This is a genomic window from Nonomuraea sp. CA-218870, from assembly GCF_050936535.1.
In the GTDB taxonomy this organism is placed as follows: Bacteria; Actinomycetota; Actinomycetes; order Streptosporangiales; family Streptosporangiaceae; genus Nonomuraea; species Nonomuraea corallina.
The window spans coordinates 4,848,995-4,867,386 of record NZ_JBNJMN010000001.1; the positions used below are offsets into that span (position 1 = coordinate 4,848,995).

General features: G+C 71.7%; 15 protein-coding genes. 5 read left to right on the forward strand and 10 right to left on the reverse strand.

All coding sequences use genetic code 11. The features are described from left to right. The first annotated feature begins 121 nt into the window (after positions 1-121). The gene (locus tag ACQEUU_RS23415; protein WP_433069288.1) at positions 122-1,612 is read left to right on the forward strand and encodes a peptide MFS transporter; all 1,491 of its coding nucleotides are present in this window, start codon (positions 122-124) and stop codon (positions 1,610-1,612) included. A gap of 10 nt (positions 1,613-1,622) precedes the next feature. Next, on the forward strand, positions 1,623-2,231 hold the full coding sequence (locus ACQEUU_RS23420; RefSeq protein WP_433069291.1) for a trimeric intracellular cation channel family protein: 609 nt from the start codon (positions 1,623-1,625) through the stop codon (positions 2,229-2,231). A 3-nt stretch (positions 2,232-2,234) separates the two neighbouring features. On the opposite strand, the gene ACQEUU_RS23425 is transcribed toward ACQEUU_RS23420, so the two are convergent. Next, positions 2,235-3,665 (reverse strand): PLP-dependent aminotransferase family protein, encoded by a 1,431-nt coding sequence (locus ACQEUU_RS23425; RefSeq protein ID WP_433069294.1) that lies wholly within the window; start codon positions 3,663-3,665, stop codon positions 2,235-2,237. 63 nt (positions 3,666-3,728) lie between these two features. Between ACQEUU_RS23425 and ACQEUU_RS23430 the strand changes: the two genes are divergently transcribed. Further along, positions 3,729-4,331: a YczE/YyaS/YitT family protein gene (locus tag ACQEUU_RS23430; protein WP_433069297.1), complete on the forward strand. Its 603-nt coding sequence runs from the start codon at positions 3,729-3,731 to the stop codon at positions 4,329-4,331. Between the two features lie 15 nt (positions 4,332-4,346). Then, positions 4,347-6,110 (forward strand): glycoside hydrolase family 15 protein, encoded by a 1,764-nt coding sequence (locus ACQEUU_RS23435; RefSeq protein ID WP_433069300.1) that lies wholly within the window; start codon positions 4,347-4,349, stop codon positions 6,108-6,110. A gap of 1 nt (position 6,111) precedes the next feature. Here the strand turns inward: ACQEUU_RS23435 and ACQEUU_RS23440 are convergent, their stop codons facing one another. Both ACQEUU_RS23440 and ACQEUU_RS23445 read right to left on the reverse strand, forming a co-directional pair. After that, complete coding sequence (locus ACQEUU_RS23440) at positions 6,112-6,975, reverse strand: hypothetical protein (protein WP_433069302.1); 864 nt, start codon at positions 6,973-6,975, stop codon at positions 6,112-6,114. A 40-nt stretch (positions 6,976-7,015) separates the two neighbouring features. Next, positions 7,016-7,942, reverse strand: coding sequence for a S66 peptidase family protein (locus tag ACQEUU_RS23445; RefSeq protein WP_433069305.1), 927 nt, complete (start codon positions 7,940-7,942; stop codon positions 7,016-7,018). A 30-nt stretch (positions 7,943-7,972) separates the two neighbouring features. Here ACQEUU_RS23445 and ACQEUU_RS23450 point away from each other — a divergent pair, with 30 nt between their 5' ends. Then, positions 7,973-8,857, forward strand: coding sequence for a sulfotransferase family protein (locus ACQEUU_RS23450; protein WP_433069308.1), 885 nt, complete (start codon positions 7,973-7,975; stop codon positions 8,855-8,857). Here the strand turns inward: ACQEUU_RS23450 and ACQEUU_RS23455 are convergent. From ACQEUU_RS23455 to ACQEUU_RS23485, 7 genes are all read right to left on the reverse strand, one after another. Then, on the reverse strand, positions 8,829-10,715 hold the full coding sequence (locus ACQEUU_RS23455; RefSeq protein WP_433069311.1) for an ABC transporter ATP-binding protein: 1,887 nt from the start codon (positions 10,713-10,715) through the stop codon (positions 8,829-8,831). The two genes, ACQEUU_RS23450 and ACQEUU_RS23455, sit on opposite strands and share 29 nt — an antisense overlap. 87 nt (positions 10,716-10,802) lie before the next feature. Continuing rightward, positions 10,803-11,633 (reverse strand): enoyl-CoA hydratase/isomerase family protein, encoded by an 831-nt coding sequence (locus ACQEUU_RS23460; protein ID WP_433069314.1) that lies wholly within the window; start codon positions 11,631-11,633, stop codon positions 10,803-10,805. A gap of 119 nt (positions 11,634-11,752) precedes the next feature. Then, positions 11,753-11,968, reverse strand: coding sequence for a helix-turn-helix domain-containing protein (locus ACQEUU_RS23465; RefSeq protein ID WP_020547488.1), 216 nt, complete (start codon positions 11,966-11,968; stop codon positions 11,753-11,755). A 113-nt stretch (positions 11,969-12,081) separates the two neighbouring features. Further along, on the reverse strand, positions 12,082-13,680 hold the full coding sequence (abc-f, locus tag ACQEUU_RS23470) for a ribosomal protection-like ABC-F family protein (RefSeq protein WP_433069317.1): 1,599 nt from the start codon (positions 13,678-13,680) through the stop codon (positions 12,082-12,084). A 164-nt stretch (positions 13,681-13,844) separates the two neighbouring features. Further along, the gene (locus ACQEUU_RS23475; protein ID WP_433069319.1) at positions 13,845-16,457 is read right to left on the reverse strand and encodes a Tat pathway signal sequence domain protein; all 2,613 of its coding nucleotides are present in this window, start codon (positions 16,455-16,457) and stop codon (positions 13,845-13,847) included. A gap of 5 nt (positions 16,458-16,462) precedes the next feature. Beyond that, positions 16,463-17,374 carry a carbohydrate ABC transporter permease gene (locus tag ACQEUU_RS23480; RefSeq protein ID WP_433069321.1) on the reverse strand — a complete coding sequence of 304 codons (912 nt, stop codon included), beginning with the start codon at positions 17,372-17,374 and terminating at the stop codon, positions 16,463-16,465. A gap of 14 nt (positions 17,375-17,388) precedes the next feature. Beyond that, complete coding sequence (locus ACQEUU_RS23485; protein WP_433069324.1) at positions 17,389-18,366, reverse strand: ABC transporter permease; 978 nt, start codon at positions 18,364-18,366, stop codon at positions 17,389-17,391. Positions 18,367-18,392: the final 26 nt, after the last annotated feature.

The following is an 18,392-nucleotide window of genomic DNA, read 5'->3' on the forward strand; positions in this document are numbered from 1 at the left end:
CAGTAATCACTTGCGCGACTGGGATGCATCGCACCACAAGCCGTGGTCAGCGGCAAGAGCCCCGGACGATCGTCACGTACAGTGAGATCCCATACGCGCGGCGCGACCGGAAAGGGCTCGGATGAGTAACGGCGGCAAGACGTTCTTCGGTCATCCGTGGGGTCTGGCGACGCTGTTCGGGACCGAGATGTGGGAGCGGTTCAGCTGGTACGGTCTGCGCGCCATCCTGGCGTCGTTCATGGTCGCCTCTCCGGCCAACCAAGGGCTGGGCCTGTCCGAGGAGACCGCGCAGGCCGTGATCGGCATCTACGGCGCGCTGATCTACCTGGTGGCGCTGCCGGGCGGGTGGGTCGCGGACCGCATCCTGGGCCCGCGCCGGTCGGTGTTCTGGGGCGGGTTCGTCATCATGTGCGGCCACATCAGCATGGCGATTCCGGTGACCTCGCCGGCCTTCGTCTGGCTGGGCCTGCTGCTGATCATCGCGGGCACCGGCCTGCTCAAGCCGAACATCTCGGTCATGGTGGGCAGGCTGTACCCGGAGGAGGACGACGCCCGCCGCGACGCCGGGTTCTCGCTGTTCTACCTGGGCATCAACCTGGGCGCGTTCTTCGCGCCGATCGTGGTCGGCTGGCTGGCCTCCGGCGACCGATGGCACCTCGGCTTCGGCGCCGCGGCCGTGGGCATGGCGCTCGGCCTGCTGCAGTACGTGATCGGCGGCCGGAGCAGCCTGCGCGGCGTGGGCGAACGGCCGGGCATGCCGCTGCCGGCGCGCGAGCTGCGCCGGGTCGGGCTGCTGGCCGGGGCGGGCGCGGCCGCGGCGGCGATCGCGCTGGGCGTCTGGGCGGCGACGGGCACGTTCACGCTCGGCCGGTTCACCGCGGTGATGACGGTGGTGATCGTGGCGGTGCCGATCGTCTACTTCGCGTACATCATGCTGGGGGCGCATGAGCTGACCGAGGACGAGCGGACCCGGATGAAGGCCTACATCTGGCTGTTCGCCGCCGCGGCGATCTTCTGGATGATCTACGACCTGGCGCCCAGCAAGCTGCTGTTCTTCGCCGAGAACAACACCGACCTGTCGCTGTTCGGCATCCCGATCCAGGCGGCCACCACGCAGTCGTTCAACCCGCTGTTCATCATGATCTTCGTGCCGGTGTTCGCCGCGCTCTGGGTGAAGCTCGGCAACCGGGTGAGCACGGCGCAGAAGTTCGCCTTCGCGCTGGTCATGGTCGGGCTGAGCTTCGTGATCATGGCGGTGGCGGCCAACCTGGCGCAGAGCGGCAGGGTGTCGGTGTGGTGGCTGGTGCTGGTCTACCTGGTGCAGGTCTTCGGCGAGCTGGCGCTCAGCCCGGTGGGGCTGTCGGTGACGACCAAGCTGGCGCCGGTGGCCTTCAAGGGGCAGATGCTGGGCGTGTGGTTCATCGCGGTGTCGGTGGGCGACGCGGTGGGCGGCCAGACCGGGCGGCTCGGCCAGGTGATGTCCGAACCGGCCTACTACCTGCTGCTGGCCGCGATGGCGATCGTCGCGGGGCTGGCGCTGTTCGCCTTCTCCGGCAGGCTGCGCGCGATGATGGCCGAGCACCATACGCCCGCCGTGCCGCCCATCCGATAGACAGTCCCGCGTGGCAGAACTCTTCGATCTCGCGGGCATCTTCGTCTTCGCGCTCACCGGCGCCCTCATGGGGGTACGCAAGCGCCTGGACGTGATCGGCATGGCGGTGCTGGCCGAGATCACCGCGCTCGGCGGCGGCATCATGCGCGACCTGGTCCTGAACGTCTCCCCCGTGGCCTTCCAGAGCCTGGGCTACGTGCTGGTGCCGGTGGCGGCGACCGCGGTGGTCTTCTTCTGGCATCCGCACGTGACCCGGGTGATGCCGGTCATCCTGGTGCTGGACGCCGCGGGGCTCGGCCTGTTCTGCGCCGTCGGGACCGTCAAGGCGCTGGAGTACGGCCTCAGCCCGCTGCACGCCACCCTGCTCGGGGCCACCACCGCCGTGGGCGGCGGCATCCTGCGCGACCTGCTGGCCGGCGAGATCCCCACCCTGCTGTACGACAGGCAGTTGTACGCGGTGCCGGCCCTGGTCGGCTCGGCGGCGATGGCCGGGATGTGGTGGGCCGGCCTGCACGGCTGGCCGGCGGCGCTGGGCGCGGCGGTGCTGGCCTTCGGGCTGCGCCTGGCCGCGATGCGGCTGAACTGGCGCGCTCCCCTGGCCCGAGGCGTCGCCGAGTGAGGCTCACACCATGGGGCTGAGCGCGTCGGGCACCCTGACCGCGCCGGTGCGGCCCACCCGCCGGGCCCTCTCCAGGCGCCTGACCGCCTCCCGCAGCACCTGGGGCGGCTGAGTGAAGGGCAGCCGCAGATAGCCGTCCAGCGTCCCCTCCAGGCCGAACCAGGGGCCGGGCGCGATCCGTACCCCGTGACAGGCGGCGGCCTCGGCGAGGGCGACGGCCGAGCCGGAGTCGAGCCGGATCCACAGCGTGCCGCCGCCGCGCGGCGCCGTCCACTCCCACGCCGGCAGCCGTTCGCGCAGCGCGGCCGCGAGCGCGTCGCGCGACAGCAGCAGGCCGCGGCGGCGCTCGGCCGCGGTCTCGGCCAGGCGGTCGAACAGCGCGGCCACGACGAGCTGCTCCAGCACAGGGCTGGCGATGTCGATCGAGGCCCGGTGCAGCGCCATCCGGCGGGCCAGCGCGGCCGAGGCGCGGATCCAGCCGATGCGCAGCCCGCCCCACCACAGCTTGGACGCCGAGCCGATGCTGATCACGTCGCCGTCGGCGCCGAACGCGGCCATCGGCGCGGTGCGCGGCGTCTCCTCCAGCGCCAGCTCCGACCAGGTCTCGTCGACGAGCAGGACGGTGCCGGCCCGGCGGGCCGCGGCGGCGACGGCGGCGCGGGTGTCGTCGTCCATGAGCGCGCCGGTCGGGTTCTGGAAGTCGGGCATCAGGTAGGCGAGCCGGGCGCCGGCCTGCCGCATCGCGCTGGAGACCAGGTCCTCGTGCCAGCCGCCGGCGGAGACGCCGACGGACACCAGGCGGGCGCCGTGCCGCCGGGCGGAGTCGACGGCGTGCGGGTAGGTGGGCGATTCGACGAGCACGGCGTCGCCGGGCCGGACGCACACGCCGAACGCGATCTCGATGGCCTGCTGGGAGCCGGTGGTGACGAGGATCTGCTCGGGGCGGGTGGCCAGGCCGCGCTCGGTGTAGCGGGCGGCGATCCGCTCCCGCAGGACGGGCAGGCCGAGCGGGTGGTAGCCGTTGCCCATGCCGTACCTGGGCGTCTCGTCGACGGCCTCCAGCATGGCGTCGCGCAGCGCGGTGGGCGCGGGCGGGGCGGCGGCGTGCAGCTGGATGAGGCCCTCGCCGTCGACGGCGAGCCACGGGTTGTCGGCGGTGGCGGCCGGGTCGGGCAGCGCGGTCCAGCTCCCCGAGCCGCGCCTGCTCTCCAGGAAGCCGCGCTCGCGCAGCACGTCGTACGCGGCCGTCACGGTGGTGCGGCTGACGCCGAGGGTCTGGGCCAGGTGGCGTTCGGCCGGCATGCGCACCCGGATCGGGATCTGCCCGCCCATGACGGCCTCGCGCATCGCGTCGGCGAGCGCCCGGTAGTAGGGCCGGGCGTGCGGGGTGACGTCGACGAGCCGGGCCACCTGACCGGCGGAGAGAAACCTCACCAGGCCACTTTCCGGGATTGGCTCTGTATTGGCAAACCGCCCTGTGTCACGGTGAGCCTCATCATGAGCCAAGCAACCATCACGCACGCCGGTTCCCTGCCCGTCCGCCTGCTCCGCCTCTACGGCGGCCTGGCGCTCTACGGGGCCGGCATCGGCCTGCAGATCCGGTCGGGTCTCGGCAACGGCCCCTGGGACGTCTTCCATCAGGGGGCCGCGCTGCGCACCGGCCTGTCCATCGGCACGATGATCATCATCGTGGGCGCGCTGGTCATGCTGTTCTGGATCCCGCTGCGGCAGCGGCCCGGCTTCGGCACGATCAGCAACATCGTCTTCGTCGGCGTCTTCGCCGACGTCGCGCTCCACCTGCTGCCCCCGTCCGGGCACCCGGTCCTCAGCTGGCTCTACGTCGCGCTCGCGGTGACGTCCATCGCGCTGGCCACCGTCCTGTACATCGGCGCCGGGATGGGCGCGGGCCCGCGCGACGGCGTCATGACCGGCCTGATGCGGCTCGGGCTGTCGGTGCGCCTGAGCCGCTTCCTCATCGAGGTCACCGTCCTGGCCGCGGGATGGCTGCTCGGCGGCACAGCGGGGCTCGGCACCCTCGCCTTCGCCCTCGCCATCGGCCCGCTCACGCAACTTTTCACCCGTTGGTTCCCGCTGGATTGAGGCTAGGGTCGAGCCATGCGGATCGAGGACTACGCGCTCATCGGAGACATGCAGTCGGCGGCACTGGTCGGCAGGGACGGCTCCATCGACTGGCTCTGCCTGCCCCGGTTCGACTCTCCCGCCTGCTTCGCCGGCCTGCTCGGCGACGACCGCAACGGGCACTGGTGGCTCGGCCCCGTGGGCCGGCGGCCCGCCGACCGGCGCCGCTACCGGCCCGACACGTTGATCCTGGAGAGCGAGTGGGACACCCCGACCGGCACCGTCCGGGTGATCGACTTCATGCCGCCGCGTGACGTCAACCCCGACGTGGTCCGCATCGTGGAGGGCGTCTCCGGCACCGTCGAGATGTCCACCCAGCTGCGGGTCCGCTTCGACTACGGCCGGATCGTGCCGTGGATGCGCCGCACCGGCGGCCACCTGCAGGCCGTCGGCGGCCCCGACGCCGCCTGGCTGCACTCCCCGATCCCGCTGCGCGGCGGCGACTACGCGCACGTGGCCACCTTCGAGGTGAAGGCGGGCGACCGGCTGCCGTTCGTGTTCACCTGGCACCCGTCCCACGAGCCGATGCCGCCCCAGATCCAGTGGGACGAGCAGCTCGTCCAGACCGAGGCCATGTGGCACGACTGGGTCCGCACCTGCACCTACGACGGTCCGTGGCGCGAGGCCGTGACCCGCTCGCTGATCACCCTCAAGGCGCTCACGTACTCCCCGACGGGCGGCATCGTCGCGGCCCCGACCACCTCCCTGCCCGAGGACCTCGGCGGCGTGCGCAACTGGGACTACCGCTTCTGCTGGCTGCGCGACGCCACCCTGACGCTGGACGCGCTGATCGGCTCCGGCTACCTGGAGGAGGCCGCCGCGTGGCGGGCGTGGCTGCTGCGCGCGATCGCGGGCCGGCCGCAGGACCTGCAGATCATGTACGGGGTCGCGGGCGAGCGCCGGCTGCCGGAGCTGGAGCTCGACTGGCTGGACGGCTACGAGCACTCGCGCCCGGTCCGGATCGGCAACCAGGCCGTGGACCAGCTCCAGCTCGACGTGTACGGCGAGGTGATGAACTGCCTCTACCTCGCCCGCACCTCCGGCCTGACCCCCGACGAGCGGGCCTGGTCGATCCAGCGGCACCTGCTCGACTACGTCGAGGAGCACTGGGACGAGCCCGACGAGGGCCTGTGGGAGGTGCGCGGGCCGCGGCGCCACTTCGTGCACTCCAAGATGATGTGCTGGGTGGCGATGGACCGGGGGGTCAAGTACGTCGAGCGGTTCGGCCGCACCGGCCCGGCCGACCGGTGGCGCGCGATGCGCGACAAGATCCACGCGGAGATCTGCGACAAGGGCTTCGACCGGCGCCGCAACACCTTCACCCAGTCCTACGGCTCCCAGGAGCTGGACGCGGCGCTGCTGCTCATGCCCATGCTCGGGTTCCTGCCGATCGACGACCCCCGGGTGACCGGCACGGTCGCGGCCATCGAGAGGGAGCTGATGGCCGACGGCTTCGTGCTGCGCTACCCGGTGGCCGACACCAACGACGTCGACGGGCTGCCCGGCGGCGAGGGCGCGTTCCTGGCGTGCAGCTTCTGGCTGGTCGAGGTCATGGCCATGCAGGGGCGCAAGGAGGAGGCGGCCGAGCTGTTCGACCGGCTGCTCGGGCTGCGCAACGACGTCGGGCTGCTGGCCGAGGAGTTCGACCCGCGCTACGGCAGGCTGGTCGGCAACTTCCCGCAGGCGTTCTCGCACGTCCCACTGGTGCACGCGGCGCGCGCGCTGTCGAAGCTCGCGTGACCTAGACGGCCAGCCTGGCCAGCACCTTCGCGAACTCCGGCGGCGGGGCCACGACGAGCCTCGTCTGGCCCTGCCGCAGCTCGATGTCGGCCTTGATGAGCGCGAGCCGGCCCTCGTGCCACCAGTAGACCTGGGAGCTGAGCCCGCCGGTGCGGGCCGCGTGCACGCGCAGCCGCTCGATCGCGCGTACCACCCCGATGCCGTCGACCGGGTGGACGAGCATGGTGTACGGGTCGGGCAGCACGACGAGCACGCCGTCGGCCGGCACCGGCAGATAGTCCTCCAGCCAGCGCAGGTGGGTGGCGGCGGCCGGGGCGCCCGCGGTGAGCCGGGTGACCCGGGTGCCGGACAGCTCGATGGACTCGACCGTCAGCCGCTGGCCGAGCCGCACGTTGGACACGGCCAGCTCCAGCGCCCGCGCGGCCGGCACCGGCCAGCAGCCGGCCTCCTCGGGCCGCACCGGGCGGTCGCCGACGGTGAGCAGCTCCAGCAGCTCGCCGTTGAGGTGGCGGCCGACCACCCGGGTCGGGTCGGCCACCTCGTCCGCCGCCTCCACGCGGGTGGCCAGCAGCGGCCGGACCTGCTCCAGGTCGCAGTAGTCGAGCGGGCCGCCGGCGACGGCGTGCGCCAGGTGCTCGGAGACCAGGGTCGGCCAGTCCTCGCGGGCCCGGCGGCCCGCCTCTCTGCGCAGCCCGGTCAGCCTGACCCGGATCTCCCGCGGTCCGCGCATGGTCAGGGACGCACCGTCGGCGGAGAACGCGCAGGTGTAGCCGAGGGACTCGCTGACGAGCGACAGCAGCGAGTCGAGGTCCACGTCCTCGACCGATCGGCGTGCGGGCTCCCGGTCACGGTCGGAGAATGGCACGCACCCGTGTCCCTTCTGTCGGTTTCGTCCCTTTCCTGTCCTACCTTGCCTGCTCCTCGTTCCAGTACGGGCCCGTCAGGGAGCACGATTCGGTATCAATAGCCCCAAGAGCCCCAAGCCATACGCTCAGCTGGGGTGATCCATGTCCCACGGGCAGCCCCGCGACGATCGGCACCCCGAGCGGCTCCAGCCGGTCGCGGAGCACCGGATAGGGGTCCCCGCAGTCGACCCAGGACCCCAGCGCGATCCCCCGCACCCCCGCGAACGCCCCCGCGTGCAGCAGCTGGGTGAGCATCCGGTCGATGCGGTAGGGCTCCTCGCCGATGTCCTCCAGGAAGGCGATCCCGCCGTCGAACGAAGGCCGGTAGGGCGTGCCGCACAGCGCGGCCAGCAGCGACAGGTTACCGCCGGTCAGCACCCCTTCGGCCCGTCCCGGCACCAGCACCCGATCGCCCGTGACCGTCACGGGAGAGCCGGACAGCGCCGCCCACAGATGGTCCCAGGTGACCGGCTCGGGCCCCGCGCCGGGCCCGTGCTCGCCGCCCAGCAGCAGGTTGCCGGGCATCGGCCCGTGCAGGGTGGGCACGCCCAGCTCCACGGCGAACGCCTGGTGCAGCGCGGTCACGTCGCTGGAGCCCACGAGCACCTTCCGGCCGGCGGCCCGCATGGCGTCCCAGTCGAGCAGTCCCAGCAGCCGGGAGGCGCCGTAACCGCCCCTGGCGCAGAACACCACCGACACCGCCGGATCGCACCACGCCGCCTGCAGGTCGGCCGCCCGCGCCGCGTCCTCTCCGGCAAGGTAGGGCAGGTCCTGGCGGTCGAGGGCGTGCGGCCCGACGACCACTTTCACGCCGCGCTCCTCCAGGCGCTCGATCCCCCGCCTGAGCAGGGCGGCGTCCACCGGTCCCGAGGGTGCGACGACGGCGGCGGTGGCGCCGGGATGCAAGAATCCGGTTGTCTCTATCACCCGGAAAACGGTGTCACACTTACCTCTCGTATGCGACTTCCGCCCCACATCCTCGTGGTCAACGGCATCAAGGTCCGCAGGCCGGTCTTCCTGGTCGGCGCCCCGCACTCGGGCACGGACCTGGTCGCCCGCGCCCTCAAGCGGGCGCCGGGGTTCCACCTGACGACGGGCCGCGCGTGCGTGGCGCACGTCGTGTACGCCTTCGCCCGCCGGCCCTCGATCGGCGGCACCTCGGGCGCGGTGCGGGTGCTGCGCGACGCGCTGGCGGAGTCGTGGCAACTCCTCGACGGCTCGTGCGGCCTGTGCTCGGACTCCTGCCGCGAGGCGGGCGGCGTGACCAGCACCGGCCCGTGCGTGACGGCCGGCGAGGTGACCAGGTTCGGCGACGCCAGCCCCGACCTGCTCTACGCGGCGCCGGTGCTGCGGCGCGCCTTCCCCGACGCGCGGTTCGTGCAGCTCATCCGCGACGGCCGCGACGTCGTCGCCGACATGCTCGGCGACCCGGCCTGCCTGGCCTGGTTCAAGCCGGTGATGCTGCCGGAGGACACCGAGTTCCCCAACGCGTTCCTCGGCGTCAACCGCGACGAGCACCGCGACCGCTGGAAGACCATGCCGGTGGCCGGCAAGAGCGCGCTGCGCTGGCGCAGCGCGGTCCGGCTGAACGCGGCGCTGCGCCAGGAGCTGCCGGAGGCCCGGCTCATCACGGTCCGGTACGAGGACCTCGCGCGCCGGCCGGCGCAGGAGGCCGCCAGGCTGTCGGAGTTCCTGGAGACGCGGGTGCCGAAGGTCGCCCTGTACGGGCCGGAGCCGCCCCAGGTGGGCGGCTGGCGTGCCCGGCTGCGCGCGGCCGACGCCGAGCTGGTGGAGAAGGTGGCCCGCCAGGAGCTCACCCGGCTGGGCTACCTGACGAGCTGAACTGGGTGCGGTAGAGCTCGGCGTACAGGCCGCCGCGGTCGAGCAGCTCCTCGTGCCGGCCGCGCTCGGCGATGCGGCCGGCGTGCACGACGAGGATCTCGTCGGCCTCCCTGATCGTGGAGAGCCGGTGCGCGATCACCAGCGAGGTGCGGCCCGCCAGCGCGGTCTTGAGCGCCTGCTGCACGGCCGCCTCCGATTCCGAGTCCAGGTGGGCGGTCGCCTCGTCGAGGACCACCACGCGGGGCGCCTTGAGCAGCAGCCGGGCCAGCGCCAGGCGCTGCTTCTCGCCGCCGGACAGCCGGTAGCCGCGCTCGCCGACCACGGTCTCCAGCCCGTCGGGCAGCGCCTCGACCAGCTCGCCGATCTGGGCGGCCCGCAGCGCCGCCCACATCTCCTCCTCGGTGGCGCCGGGGCGGGCGTAGCGCAGGTTGGCCCCGATCGTGTCGTGGAACAGGTGGGGGTCCTGCATGACCACGCCCACGGTGTCGCGCAGCGAGGCGAGCGTGGCCTCGCGCACGTCCAGCCCGTTGATGCGGACGGCCCCGCCCGTGACGTCGTAGAGCCGGGAGACCAGCGAGGTGATCGTGGTCTTGCCCGCGCCCGAGTGGCCGACCAGGGCGATGAGCCTGCCGGGCGCGGCGGTGAAGCTCACGCCGTCGAGCACCTGCGGGGAGGGGCCGGTGTCCGCCTTGGCGACCGACTCCAGGGACGCCAGCGACACCTCCTCGGCCGACGGGTAGCGGAAGCGCACGTCGTCGAACTCGATCGTGACCGGGCCCTCGGGCACCGGCCGGGCGTCCGGCCGCTCGGCCACCATCGGCTTGAGGTCCAGGATCTCGAAGACCCGGTCGAAGCTGACCAGGGCCGTCATGACGTCGACGTGCACGTTCGACAGCGACGTGAGCGGCCCGTACAGGCGCATGAGCAGCGCGGCCAGGGCGACGAGCGTGCCGAGCTCGAACACGTCGGACACGGCCAGCACGCCGCCGACCCCGTACACCAGGGCCGTGGCCAGGGCGGCGACCAGGCCGAGCGCCACGCGGAACACGGTGCCGTACATGCCGACGCGGACCCCGATGTCGCGCACCCGGGCGGCCCGCTCGCCGAACACCGCGGCGTCGTCCTCGGGGCGGCCGTAGAGCTTGGCCACCATGGCGCCGGCCACGTTGAAGCGCTCCGTGGTGACGCTGCTCATCTCCGCGTCGAGCTGCATCTGCTCGCGGGTCAGCGCGGACATGCGGCGGCCGACCCACTTGGCCGGCACGATGAAGATCGGCAGCAGCACCAGGGCGATCAGCGTCACCTGCCACGACAGCACGAGCATGGCGCCCAGCACCAGGACGAGGCTGACGACGTTGGACACCACGGACGACAGCGTGCTGGTCAGCGCCCGCTGGGCGCCGATCACGTCGGTGTTGAGCCGCGACACCAGCGCCCCGGTCTGGGCGCGGGTGAAGAACGCCACCGGCATCCGCTGCACGTGGTCGAACACCTCGGTGCGCAGGTCGTAGATGAGCCCTTCCCCGATGCGGCTGGAGAACCATCGCTGCACCAGCGTCAGCCCGGCGTCGACGAGCGCCAGCACGGCGATCGCCACCGCCAGGCCGATCACCACGCCGGTCCGCCGGGGAAGGATGCCGTCGTCGATGATGGCCTTCATCAGCAGCGGGTTGGCCACCACGATGACCGCGCCCGCCACGACGAGCGCCAGGAACGCCGCGATCTGCCTGCGGTAGGGCAGGGCGTAGCCGGCGATACGCCGCGCGATGCCGGGCGCGAGCCGCTGTTTGGTCACCGAGCCGTCGCGCCGCAGCGAGGCCCATACGTGGGGGCCGAAGCCCCCGCCCATCATCGCCATCTAGGGGAAATCCCTTCACTCCCCCAGCAAAGCGCCGCCGGGCCGTCCATCGATTCCCTCATCAGCTCCTGGCGAAACCCGGCCCGGTCAGGACTGGGCGTCGAAGAGCGCCTTGAGGCGTTTGGCCTGCTCGGCGCCCTCTGCGGCTCTCTGCTCCTCCAGGGTGCGCCCGGACGCGCCCTGAAGAAGTCGCTTGGTCGCGGCCGCCGCCTCCCGGTTGGTCGACAGCAGCTGGGCGACCTTGCCGGCCACGGCCTCGTCGAGGTCGCCCCCGGCGACCACCTGCTCGGCCAGGCCGATGCGGAAGGCCTCCTCGGCTTCCACGTTCCTGGCCGTCAGGCAGATGTCCGTCGCCTTGGCCAGGCCCACCAGCTCCACCAGGGGCTTGGTGCCGGTCAGATCGGGCACCAGCCCGAGTGCGGGCTCTTTCATGCAGAACTTGACGTCGTCGGCCACGATCCGCAGGTCACAGGCGAGCGCGAGCTGGAATCCCGCGCCGATCGCGTGTCCCCGCACGGCCGCGATGGAGACGATCTCGGGGCGGCGCAGCCACAGGAAACCCTGCTGAGCCTGGTCGACCAGCTCCATGATCGAGCTTTCTCCCCGCCCGCCCGCCGAACCGAACGAGCCCTGCCCCGGCACTCCCTCTTTCGTGAACATCCGCAGGTCGATGCCTGCCGAGAAGGACGGTCCCTCACCTTTCACCACGACCACGCGCACCTGCTCCGGCAAGCCGGCGCCGATCCGCGCCAGAGCCGACCAGGTCGCGAGCGTCTGCGCGTTCCGCTTCTCCGGCCGGTTCAGGGTGACCGTGGCTATCTCACCGTCCACCTCGAAGCGCAGGCCGATCTCCGCCAGTTCTTCGGCGGAAACCTCCTCCGCGTACCCCCCACGCTGTCGCGCCTTCGCGTCCGCCATCACCGCTGCCCTTCTCGCTGAACCGTCGCGCCCGAGCCTACAGAATCACATTCTGGCCCGGGCGCGGCGGCTGGCTGTCTAGGGACGGGCGGCTGCGGTCGCACGTTCCGAGGCGGCCGTCAGCGCTTGGACTTGCCCCGGGTCGCCCCACCACGTCCACGCAGAGTCACGCCGGACTCGCTGAGGATGCGGTGGATGAACCCGTAGGACCGGCCGGTCGAAGCGGCCAGGGCGCGAATGCTCTCGCCCGCGGCATAGCGCTTCTTCAGGTCGCCGGCCAGTTTCTCGCGATCGGCCCCCGTCACCCGGGTGCCCTTCTTCAGTGTCTCGGCCACGAGTACCTCCTGTAGTGCCGGACTTCCGCAGCGTTACTCCGCCATGATCAGTCATTTCAGCGGGATCGGCTACCTACTCCACGGGAAAAGATCCGTACCCACCCAAATTAAGATCAGGCAAGTGCCACAAGATCGGAAAATTCCTCGCTCCACGCGTCTTCAGTTCCGTCTGGCAGCAAGATCACCCTATCTGGTGACAGGGCGTCAACGGCACCCTCGTCATGGGTCACCAGGACGATTGCTCCTGAATACGACCTCAGAGCGTTGAGAACCTGCTCGCGGCTTACCGGATCGAGGTTGTTGGTCGGCTCGTCGAGCAGCAGCACATTGGCGCTGGAGAGCACCAGAGTGGCCAGCGCGAGACGGGTCTTCTCGCCTCCGGAGAGAACTCCGGCGGGCTTGTCGACGTCGTCGCCGGAGAACAGGAACGAGCCGAGGACCTTGCGCAGCTCGGTGTCGGTGAACGTTCCGCCCGCCGAACGCATGTTCTCCAGGACGGTCCTGTCACTGTCGAGCGTCTCGTGCTCCTGGGCGTAATAGCCGACCTTCAGCCCGTGGCCGGGCCGGATCGCTCCGGTGTCGGGCCGCTCCAGACCGCCCAGCAGCCGCAGCAGCGTGGTCTTGCCGGCGCCGTTGAGGCCCAGGATGACCACCCGGTGACCTCGGTCGATGGCCACGTCGACGTCGGTGAAGACCTCCAGGGAGCCGTAGGACTTGGACAGGCCCTCGGCGACCAGCGGGGTGCGCCCGCACGGCTGCGGCTCGGGGAAGCGCAGCCGGGCGACCTTGTCGCTCACCCGCTCCTCCTCGGTCGAGGACAGCAGGCGGTGCGCGCGGCGCATCATGTCCTGCGCGGCCTTGGCCTTGGTGGCCTTGGCGCGCATCTTGTCGGCCTGGGCCAGAAGCGCGCCGGCCTGCTTCTCGGCGTTGGCGCGCTCGCGCTTGCGGCGCTTCTCGTCGGTCTCGCGCTGGGCGAGATAGGCCTTCCAGCCGACGTTGTAGTGATCGATGACGCACCGGTTGGCGTCCAGGTGGAGCACCTTGTTGACCGTGGCTTCAAGAAGCTGGACGTCGTGGCTGATGATCACCAAGCCGCCCTGATGGGATCGCAAAAAATCACGAAGCCACCCGATTGAGTCCGCATCTAGGTGGTTTGTCGGCTCGTCCAGAAGGAGAGTTTCCGCGCCGCTGAAAAGAATTCTCGCCAATTCCACCCGGCGGCGCTGACCGCCGGAGAGCGTTTTCAGCGGCTGGCCGAGCACCCGGTCGGGCAGGCCGAGGCTGGAGGCGATGGAGGCCGCCTCCGACTCCGCGGCGTAGCCGCCGAGCACGTGCATCTGGTCCTCCAGGCGGCCGTATCGCCGGACCGCCTTCTCGCGGGTGCGCTCGTCGGCGGAGGACATGCCGAGCTCGGCCTCGCGCAGCTCGCGCAGGACCTCGTCCAGGCCCCTGGCCGACAGCACGCGGTCGCGGGCCAGCACCTCCAGGTCGCCCGTCCGGGGGTCCTGCGGCAGGTAGCCGACGCTGCCGGTGCGGGTGACGATCCCGCCGGCGGGCAGGCCCTCCCCGGCCAGCACCTTGGTGAGCGTCGTCTTGCCGGCGCCGTTGCGGCCGACGAGCCCTATCTTGTCGCCGGGGTTGACCCGGAAGGAGGCGTTCTCGATGAGGAGCCGCGAGCCCGCACGCAGTTCGATGTCAGTAGCGATGATCATGTTAGGCGAAGCACTCCCGTGCTAGGGAAACGAGGGATGAGGGCGTGCGACGCCGGTCAATCGGGAGTGTGCATACCGATCAGTGTAGAGCCCGCGCCTGCGGCTCCACCTCTGCGTAACGCGTCGCGCACAGCAGAACGCCGGGCGGCCCCGCGACGATTCCGTCAGTCCTCCGGCAGGTGCGCGGCGATCAGGGCCAGGTTCTGGATCGCGGCCAGCCCGTACTGGGCGGCGTCGTTGGTGCTCACGAACGGCGCGTCCCAGACCGCCGCCGGCACGTGCGGCCCCTCGACGCGGGTCAGCCGCCACTCGGGCTCGCGCTGCAAGGGGTTGGTGTTGAGCTGGTCGCCCTCGTCGCGGAAGAACGCGCGCCAGGCCAGCGCCGCCAGGCCGGCGTCGCCCAGGCGGGCGGCGGCGTAGGCGGCCAGGCGGCTGTGCGCCTGGATCAACGAGATCCCGGTCAGCGGGCCGCCCAGCTCGGCCGCCTGCCGCTCGGGCGGGGCGAGGTAGAGGCGGCAGTAGTCGAGCCAGGCCCGTTCGAAGCCGGGCACGTCCAGATCGAGCGCGAGCAGCTCCGAGCAGATCTCGGGCAGGCCGAAGACGGCCGACAGGTGCGAGACGGCCACGGCGTCCACGGAGGTGTCGAACCGGCCCGTGGCCAGGTCGAGGAGGGCCTCGCCGGTGAAGAACCCGCGGGGCAGCGCGCCGATGCCGGCCATGGTGCCCAGCAGCTTGTCCCTGGCCCGTTCGTCGCCGTGCCGCTCCCAGCGGGTCAGCCAGGCGGCGGCCAGCGCGCCCCAGTCGGCGCCGAGCCCGATGGGCTCCGCCCGCCGGCCGGGCGGGAGCCCGTCCCGGCGCACCTTGCGCAGCGGGTCCAGGTCCGCGTACGCCTCCTCGGCGGCGGCCACCTCGTCGAGCAGGTCGCCGGTGCGCTCGTCGGCGGTCAGGTAGTAGTGGACGCGGCGGTAGGCGGCGTTCGAGATCCGCAACTGTTTGCAGCTGCATCCCCAGTGCTGCACGTTGTGCCGGCTGCCCAGGCCCTTCCACCGGCCCAGGTGGTGGACGTCGACCTCGCCGGTGTGCCGGCTCATGGCCTCGGCGAAGCGGAACACCTCGGCCCGCCCGGTGCGGAGGAACTGGTACCACAGCCACAGGTCGGGCGACAGCTCGGAGTTGTCCCAGGCGTAGCCGCCGACGTCGTAGCGCCAGGTGCGCCGGTCGGCGTCGTAGGTGTGCATGACGTCGCCGTAGTCCCAGAACCCGTACCAGCGGCGCTGCTCGCGCTCGCGGACGTACAGGTCGAACAGGAAGTCCAGGCGGTCCTCGATCGCGGCGCGGGCCGGGGTGGCGCGGTCGGGCGGCGCCCAGTCGCCGAACACCCCGGCCGCCCTGATCCGCTCGGGGCTCGCGACCAGCAGCGGGGGCTCGTTCATCGCGGCCGCGTGCGCGGCCAGCTCCGGGTGCGCGGGCGTGGCCGCGTACGCGCGCAGGGTCAGCTCGTGGGTGCGGGCGACGCCGTGCGGGTCGCCGAAGCCCGGCTCGTGGTCCTCGTACGTGATCTCCAGTCCTTCGAGCTGCTGGGCGAAGGTGTCCTGGCCCAGGCCGTCGTGCCAGAAGCGCAGGTCCATGGCGGGCGCGGACGGGGACCAGAGCCACACGGCGGCGGTGGCGGTGCCGGAGGCGGCGTCGCGGACGTCGAGCCTGGTCGGGTGCAGACGCCAGAAGTCGCGCAGGCCGAAGCCGAGCCCGCCGCCGGGACCGCCGACGTAGCCGTACCCGGCCGAACGGGTGCCGGACGGGACCGTCACCCAGGCGTGGCCCTCGGCGGTGCGCTTGCGCAGCAGGTAGCCGTCGGCGGAGTTCTGGTCGAGGGTGTAGTCGTTCCAGACGGGGACGAGGTGGAGGCGACCGGCGAGCTCCGGGTCGCCGATCGCGCCCACCGGCCGCCCCTCGACCTGGGCGCGCCGCGCCGGTTCGCCGGGGTCGCGGCGCAGGCCGGTGAGCCCGCGCACGGCCTCGGTGAGGAAACCGTCGCGGCCGGCCAGCCGGACGTGCCGGTCGTGCGGCTCGTCCCGCATCACCACGCCGGCGCGCAGGCCCAGCCCCGCGAGGAAGTCCCGGCCGGGATCGCCGTCCCAGACGAAGGTGTGCACGATCCGCACGTCCTCGGCGCCCGCGTAAAAGTACAGGCGCACGGTGAACGGCAGCCGGTCGCCGTGCCGCCCGGTCACCCTGATCACGGCGCGCACCGGCCCGTCCTGCTCGGCCACGGCCCGCTCGACCCGTCCGGTGACGCTCTCCCTCCGGACGGCGCCGCCCTCGTCGGGGGTGGGGCCGTCCTGGCGCAGGCTGACCAGGCGCACGTCGCGCAGGATCTCCCGGCCGTCGCGCCGGGCGGAGCGCACCAGGGTGTCCCCTTCCTCCTCGATCGTCCAGGTGACGGGTCCGGTGCTCACCCGGATCAGGCCGCCCTCGCGGGCGACGGTGACGGGCACGCGCGGCGCCGCGGGTTCCCTTCCCGGTACGAGCCGGTACGCGGCCCCCTCCCCCGGGCCGGGCCCGGCGGGGCGGGGGCCGATGGCGTGCGCGGACCATTTGACCGAGCCGTCCGGCCAGGTGGCCGTCACCCAGCTCTGCACCGGCACCTCCCCGCCGCCGGGCCCGGTCAGCGCGAAGGGGACGCCGGGGGCGACGGCGCCGCGCGGCCACGGGACCCCCCACGTCACCCCGGTCGCCGTCCCGCCCGGACGGTCCAGCCAGCGCAGCGGGGTCTCCACCGCGGTCACTCCTTCACCGACCCGATGAGCACGCCCTTGGCGAAGTGCTTCTGCAGGAACGGGTAGAAGAGCAGGATCGGCAGCGTGGCGATGACCACGACGGCGAACATCAGGCCCTTGGCGGGGAAGAAGACCGTGTCCAGCGCGCTGATGGCGTTGGCCGCGTCGGGGCTGGTGAGCTGCCGGACCAGGACCTGCAGGGTCCATTTGTCGTTGTCCTTGATGTACAGCAGCGGCGACATGTAGTCGTTCCAGATGCCCACCGCGTAGAACAGCGAGAACGTGGCGATGATCGGCTTCGACAACGGGAGGACGATCTTGAAGAACACGCCCATCTCGTTGCAGCCGTCGATCCGCGCCGCCTCCTCCAGAGCCTGCGGCAGCTCCTGGAAGAACGACTTCACGATGATCAGGTAGAAGGGGTTGATGGCCAGCGGCAGGATCAGCGCCCAGTAGCTGTCCAGCAGCCCCAGGTCGCGCACCACCAGGTAGGTGGGCACGAGCCCGCCGCCGAAGACCAGCGTGAACACCACCAGGTTCAGCACCAGGGCCCGGCCCGGCAGATACCGCTTCGACAGCGGATAGGCCATGGTGAAGGTCAGCGCCACCTGCACCACCGTGCCGACCGCGGTCACCGCGACCGTGGTGAGCAGCGCCCGCAGCATGGTGTCGTTGGCGAAGATGTAGGCGTACGTGCTGGTGACGAATTTCTCCGGCCACAGGAAGAACGGCCGCGTGGAGATCTCCGACTCACTGGCGAACGACCCGGCGACCACGTACAGCAGCGGCAGCACCGTGATCAGCGCGAGCCCGCCGAGCACGACGAGGTTCAGCGCGTCGAACACGCGGCTGCCGAGCGAGCCGTAGTGCTTGATCGGCGTGCCGGCGGGTTTCCCGGCCGGCGGCTTGACGGACATGGCCACGCGCTCCTTCAGAACAGTCCGCGCTGGCCCATGCGCTTGGCCAGCCAGTTGGCGCCGAAGATCAGGACGACGCCGGCGACGCCCTTGAACAGGCCGACCGCCGTGGCGTAGCTGTAGCCGGCCCCGGCGATGCCGACGTAGTAGACGAACGTGTCGAACACCTCCGCCGTGGAGCGGTTCAGCGAGTTGGTGAGCAGCCAGATCTGCTCGAAGCTCTGGTCGAGGAGGTTGCCGGAGGTCAGGATCGCCATGACCACGATCGTCGGGCGGATCGCGGGCAGCGTGACGTGCCAGAACTGCCGCCACCGGCCCGCGCCGTCCATCCGCGCCGCCTCGTACAGGTTGGGGTCCACCCCGGCCAGCGCGGCCAGGTAGATGATCGTCCCCCAGCCGGACGTCTTCCACAGCAGCTGCAGGATGACCAGCGGCCTGAACCACTCCGGCCTGGCCATGTAGTCGACCAGGGGGCCGCCGCCGCTCAGGCTGTGGATCCAGCCGGCGATGACGCCGAAGTCCACCGCGAACAGCAGGTACGTGAGCGAGAAGACGATCGTCCACGACAGGAAGTGCGGGATGTAGATCAACGACTGCACGTACCGCTTGTACGCGCTGACCCGCACCTCGTTCAGCAGCAGCGCGACCACGATCGGCGCAGGGAAGACGAAGACCGCGGTGAGCAGGGCGAGGAACAGCGTGTTGAAGAGCAGCCGGCCGAAGTCGGGTCCGGTGAACAGCGCCTCGAAGTGCTTGAGCCCGACCCACGGGCTGCCGGAGTAGCCGCTGAACGGCACGAAGTCCTGGAACGCGATGGTCAGGCCGTACATCGGCAGGTACCTGAAGATCGCGAAGTAGGCCAGGCCGGGGACGAGCATCACGTACAGCCAGCGGTAGCGCCGCAGCGCCGCGCGGAGCGGCACCCGTCCGGACCTGTCCCGGCGGCGCCCGGGGGCCGCCTCGGTGACGGGCGACGCCAGATCGGTGGCCACGACGGCCTCCTTTCCCCAGGAGGAGG

Excerpts from the sequence above, each read along its gene's own strand:
- ACQEUU_RS23450 (WP_433069308.1), top strand. The coding sequence starts at position 7,973 with ATGCGACTTCCGCCCCACATCCTCGTGGTCAACGGCATCAAGGTCCGC.
- ACQEUU_RS23435 (WP_433069300.1), top strand. The coding sequence starts at position 4,347 with ATGCGGATCGAGGACTACGCGCTCATCGGAGACATGCAGTCGGCGGCA.
- ACQEUU_RS23480 (WP_433069321.1), bottom strand. The coding sequence starts at position 17,374 with ATGTCCGTCAAGCCGCCGGCCGGGAAACCCGCCGGCACGCCGATCAAG.
- ACQEUU_RS23455 (WP_433069311.1), bottom strand. The coding sequence starts at position 10,715 with ATGGCGATGATGGGCGGGGGCTTCGGCCCCCACGTATGGGCCTCGCTG.
- ACQEUU_RS23415 (WP_433069288.1), top strand. The coding sequence starts at position 122 with ATGAGTAACGGCGGCAAGACGTTCTTCGGTCATCCGTGGGGTCTGGCG.
- ACQEUU_RS23460 (WP_433069314.1), bottom strand. The coding sequence starts at position 11,633 with ATGGCGGACGCGAAGGCGCGACAGCGTGGGGGGTACGCGGAGGAGGTT.
- ACQEUU_RS23430 (WP_433069297.1), top strand. The coding sequence starts at position 3,729 with ATGAGCCAAGCAACCATCACGCACGCCGGTTCCCTGCCCGTCCGCCTG.
- abc-f (WP_433069317.1), bottom strand. The coding sequence starts at position 13,680 with ATGATCATCGCTACTGACATCGAACTGCGTGCGGGCTCGCGGCTCCTC.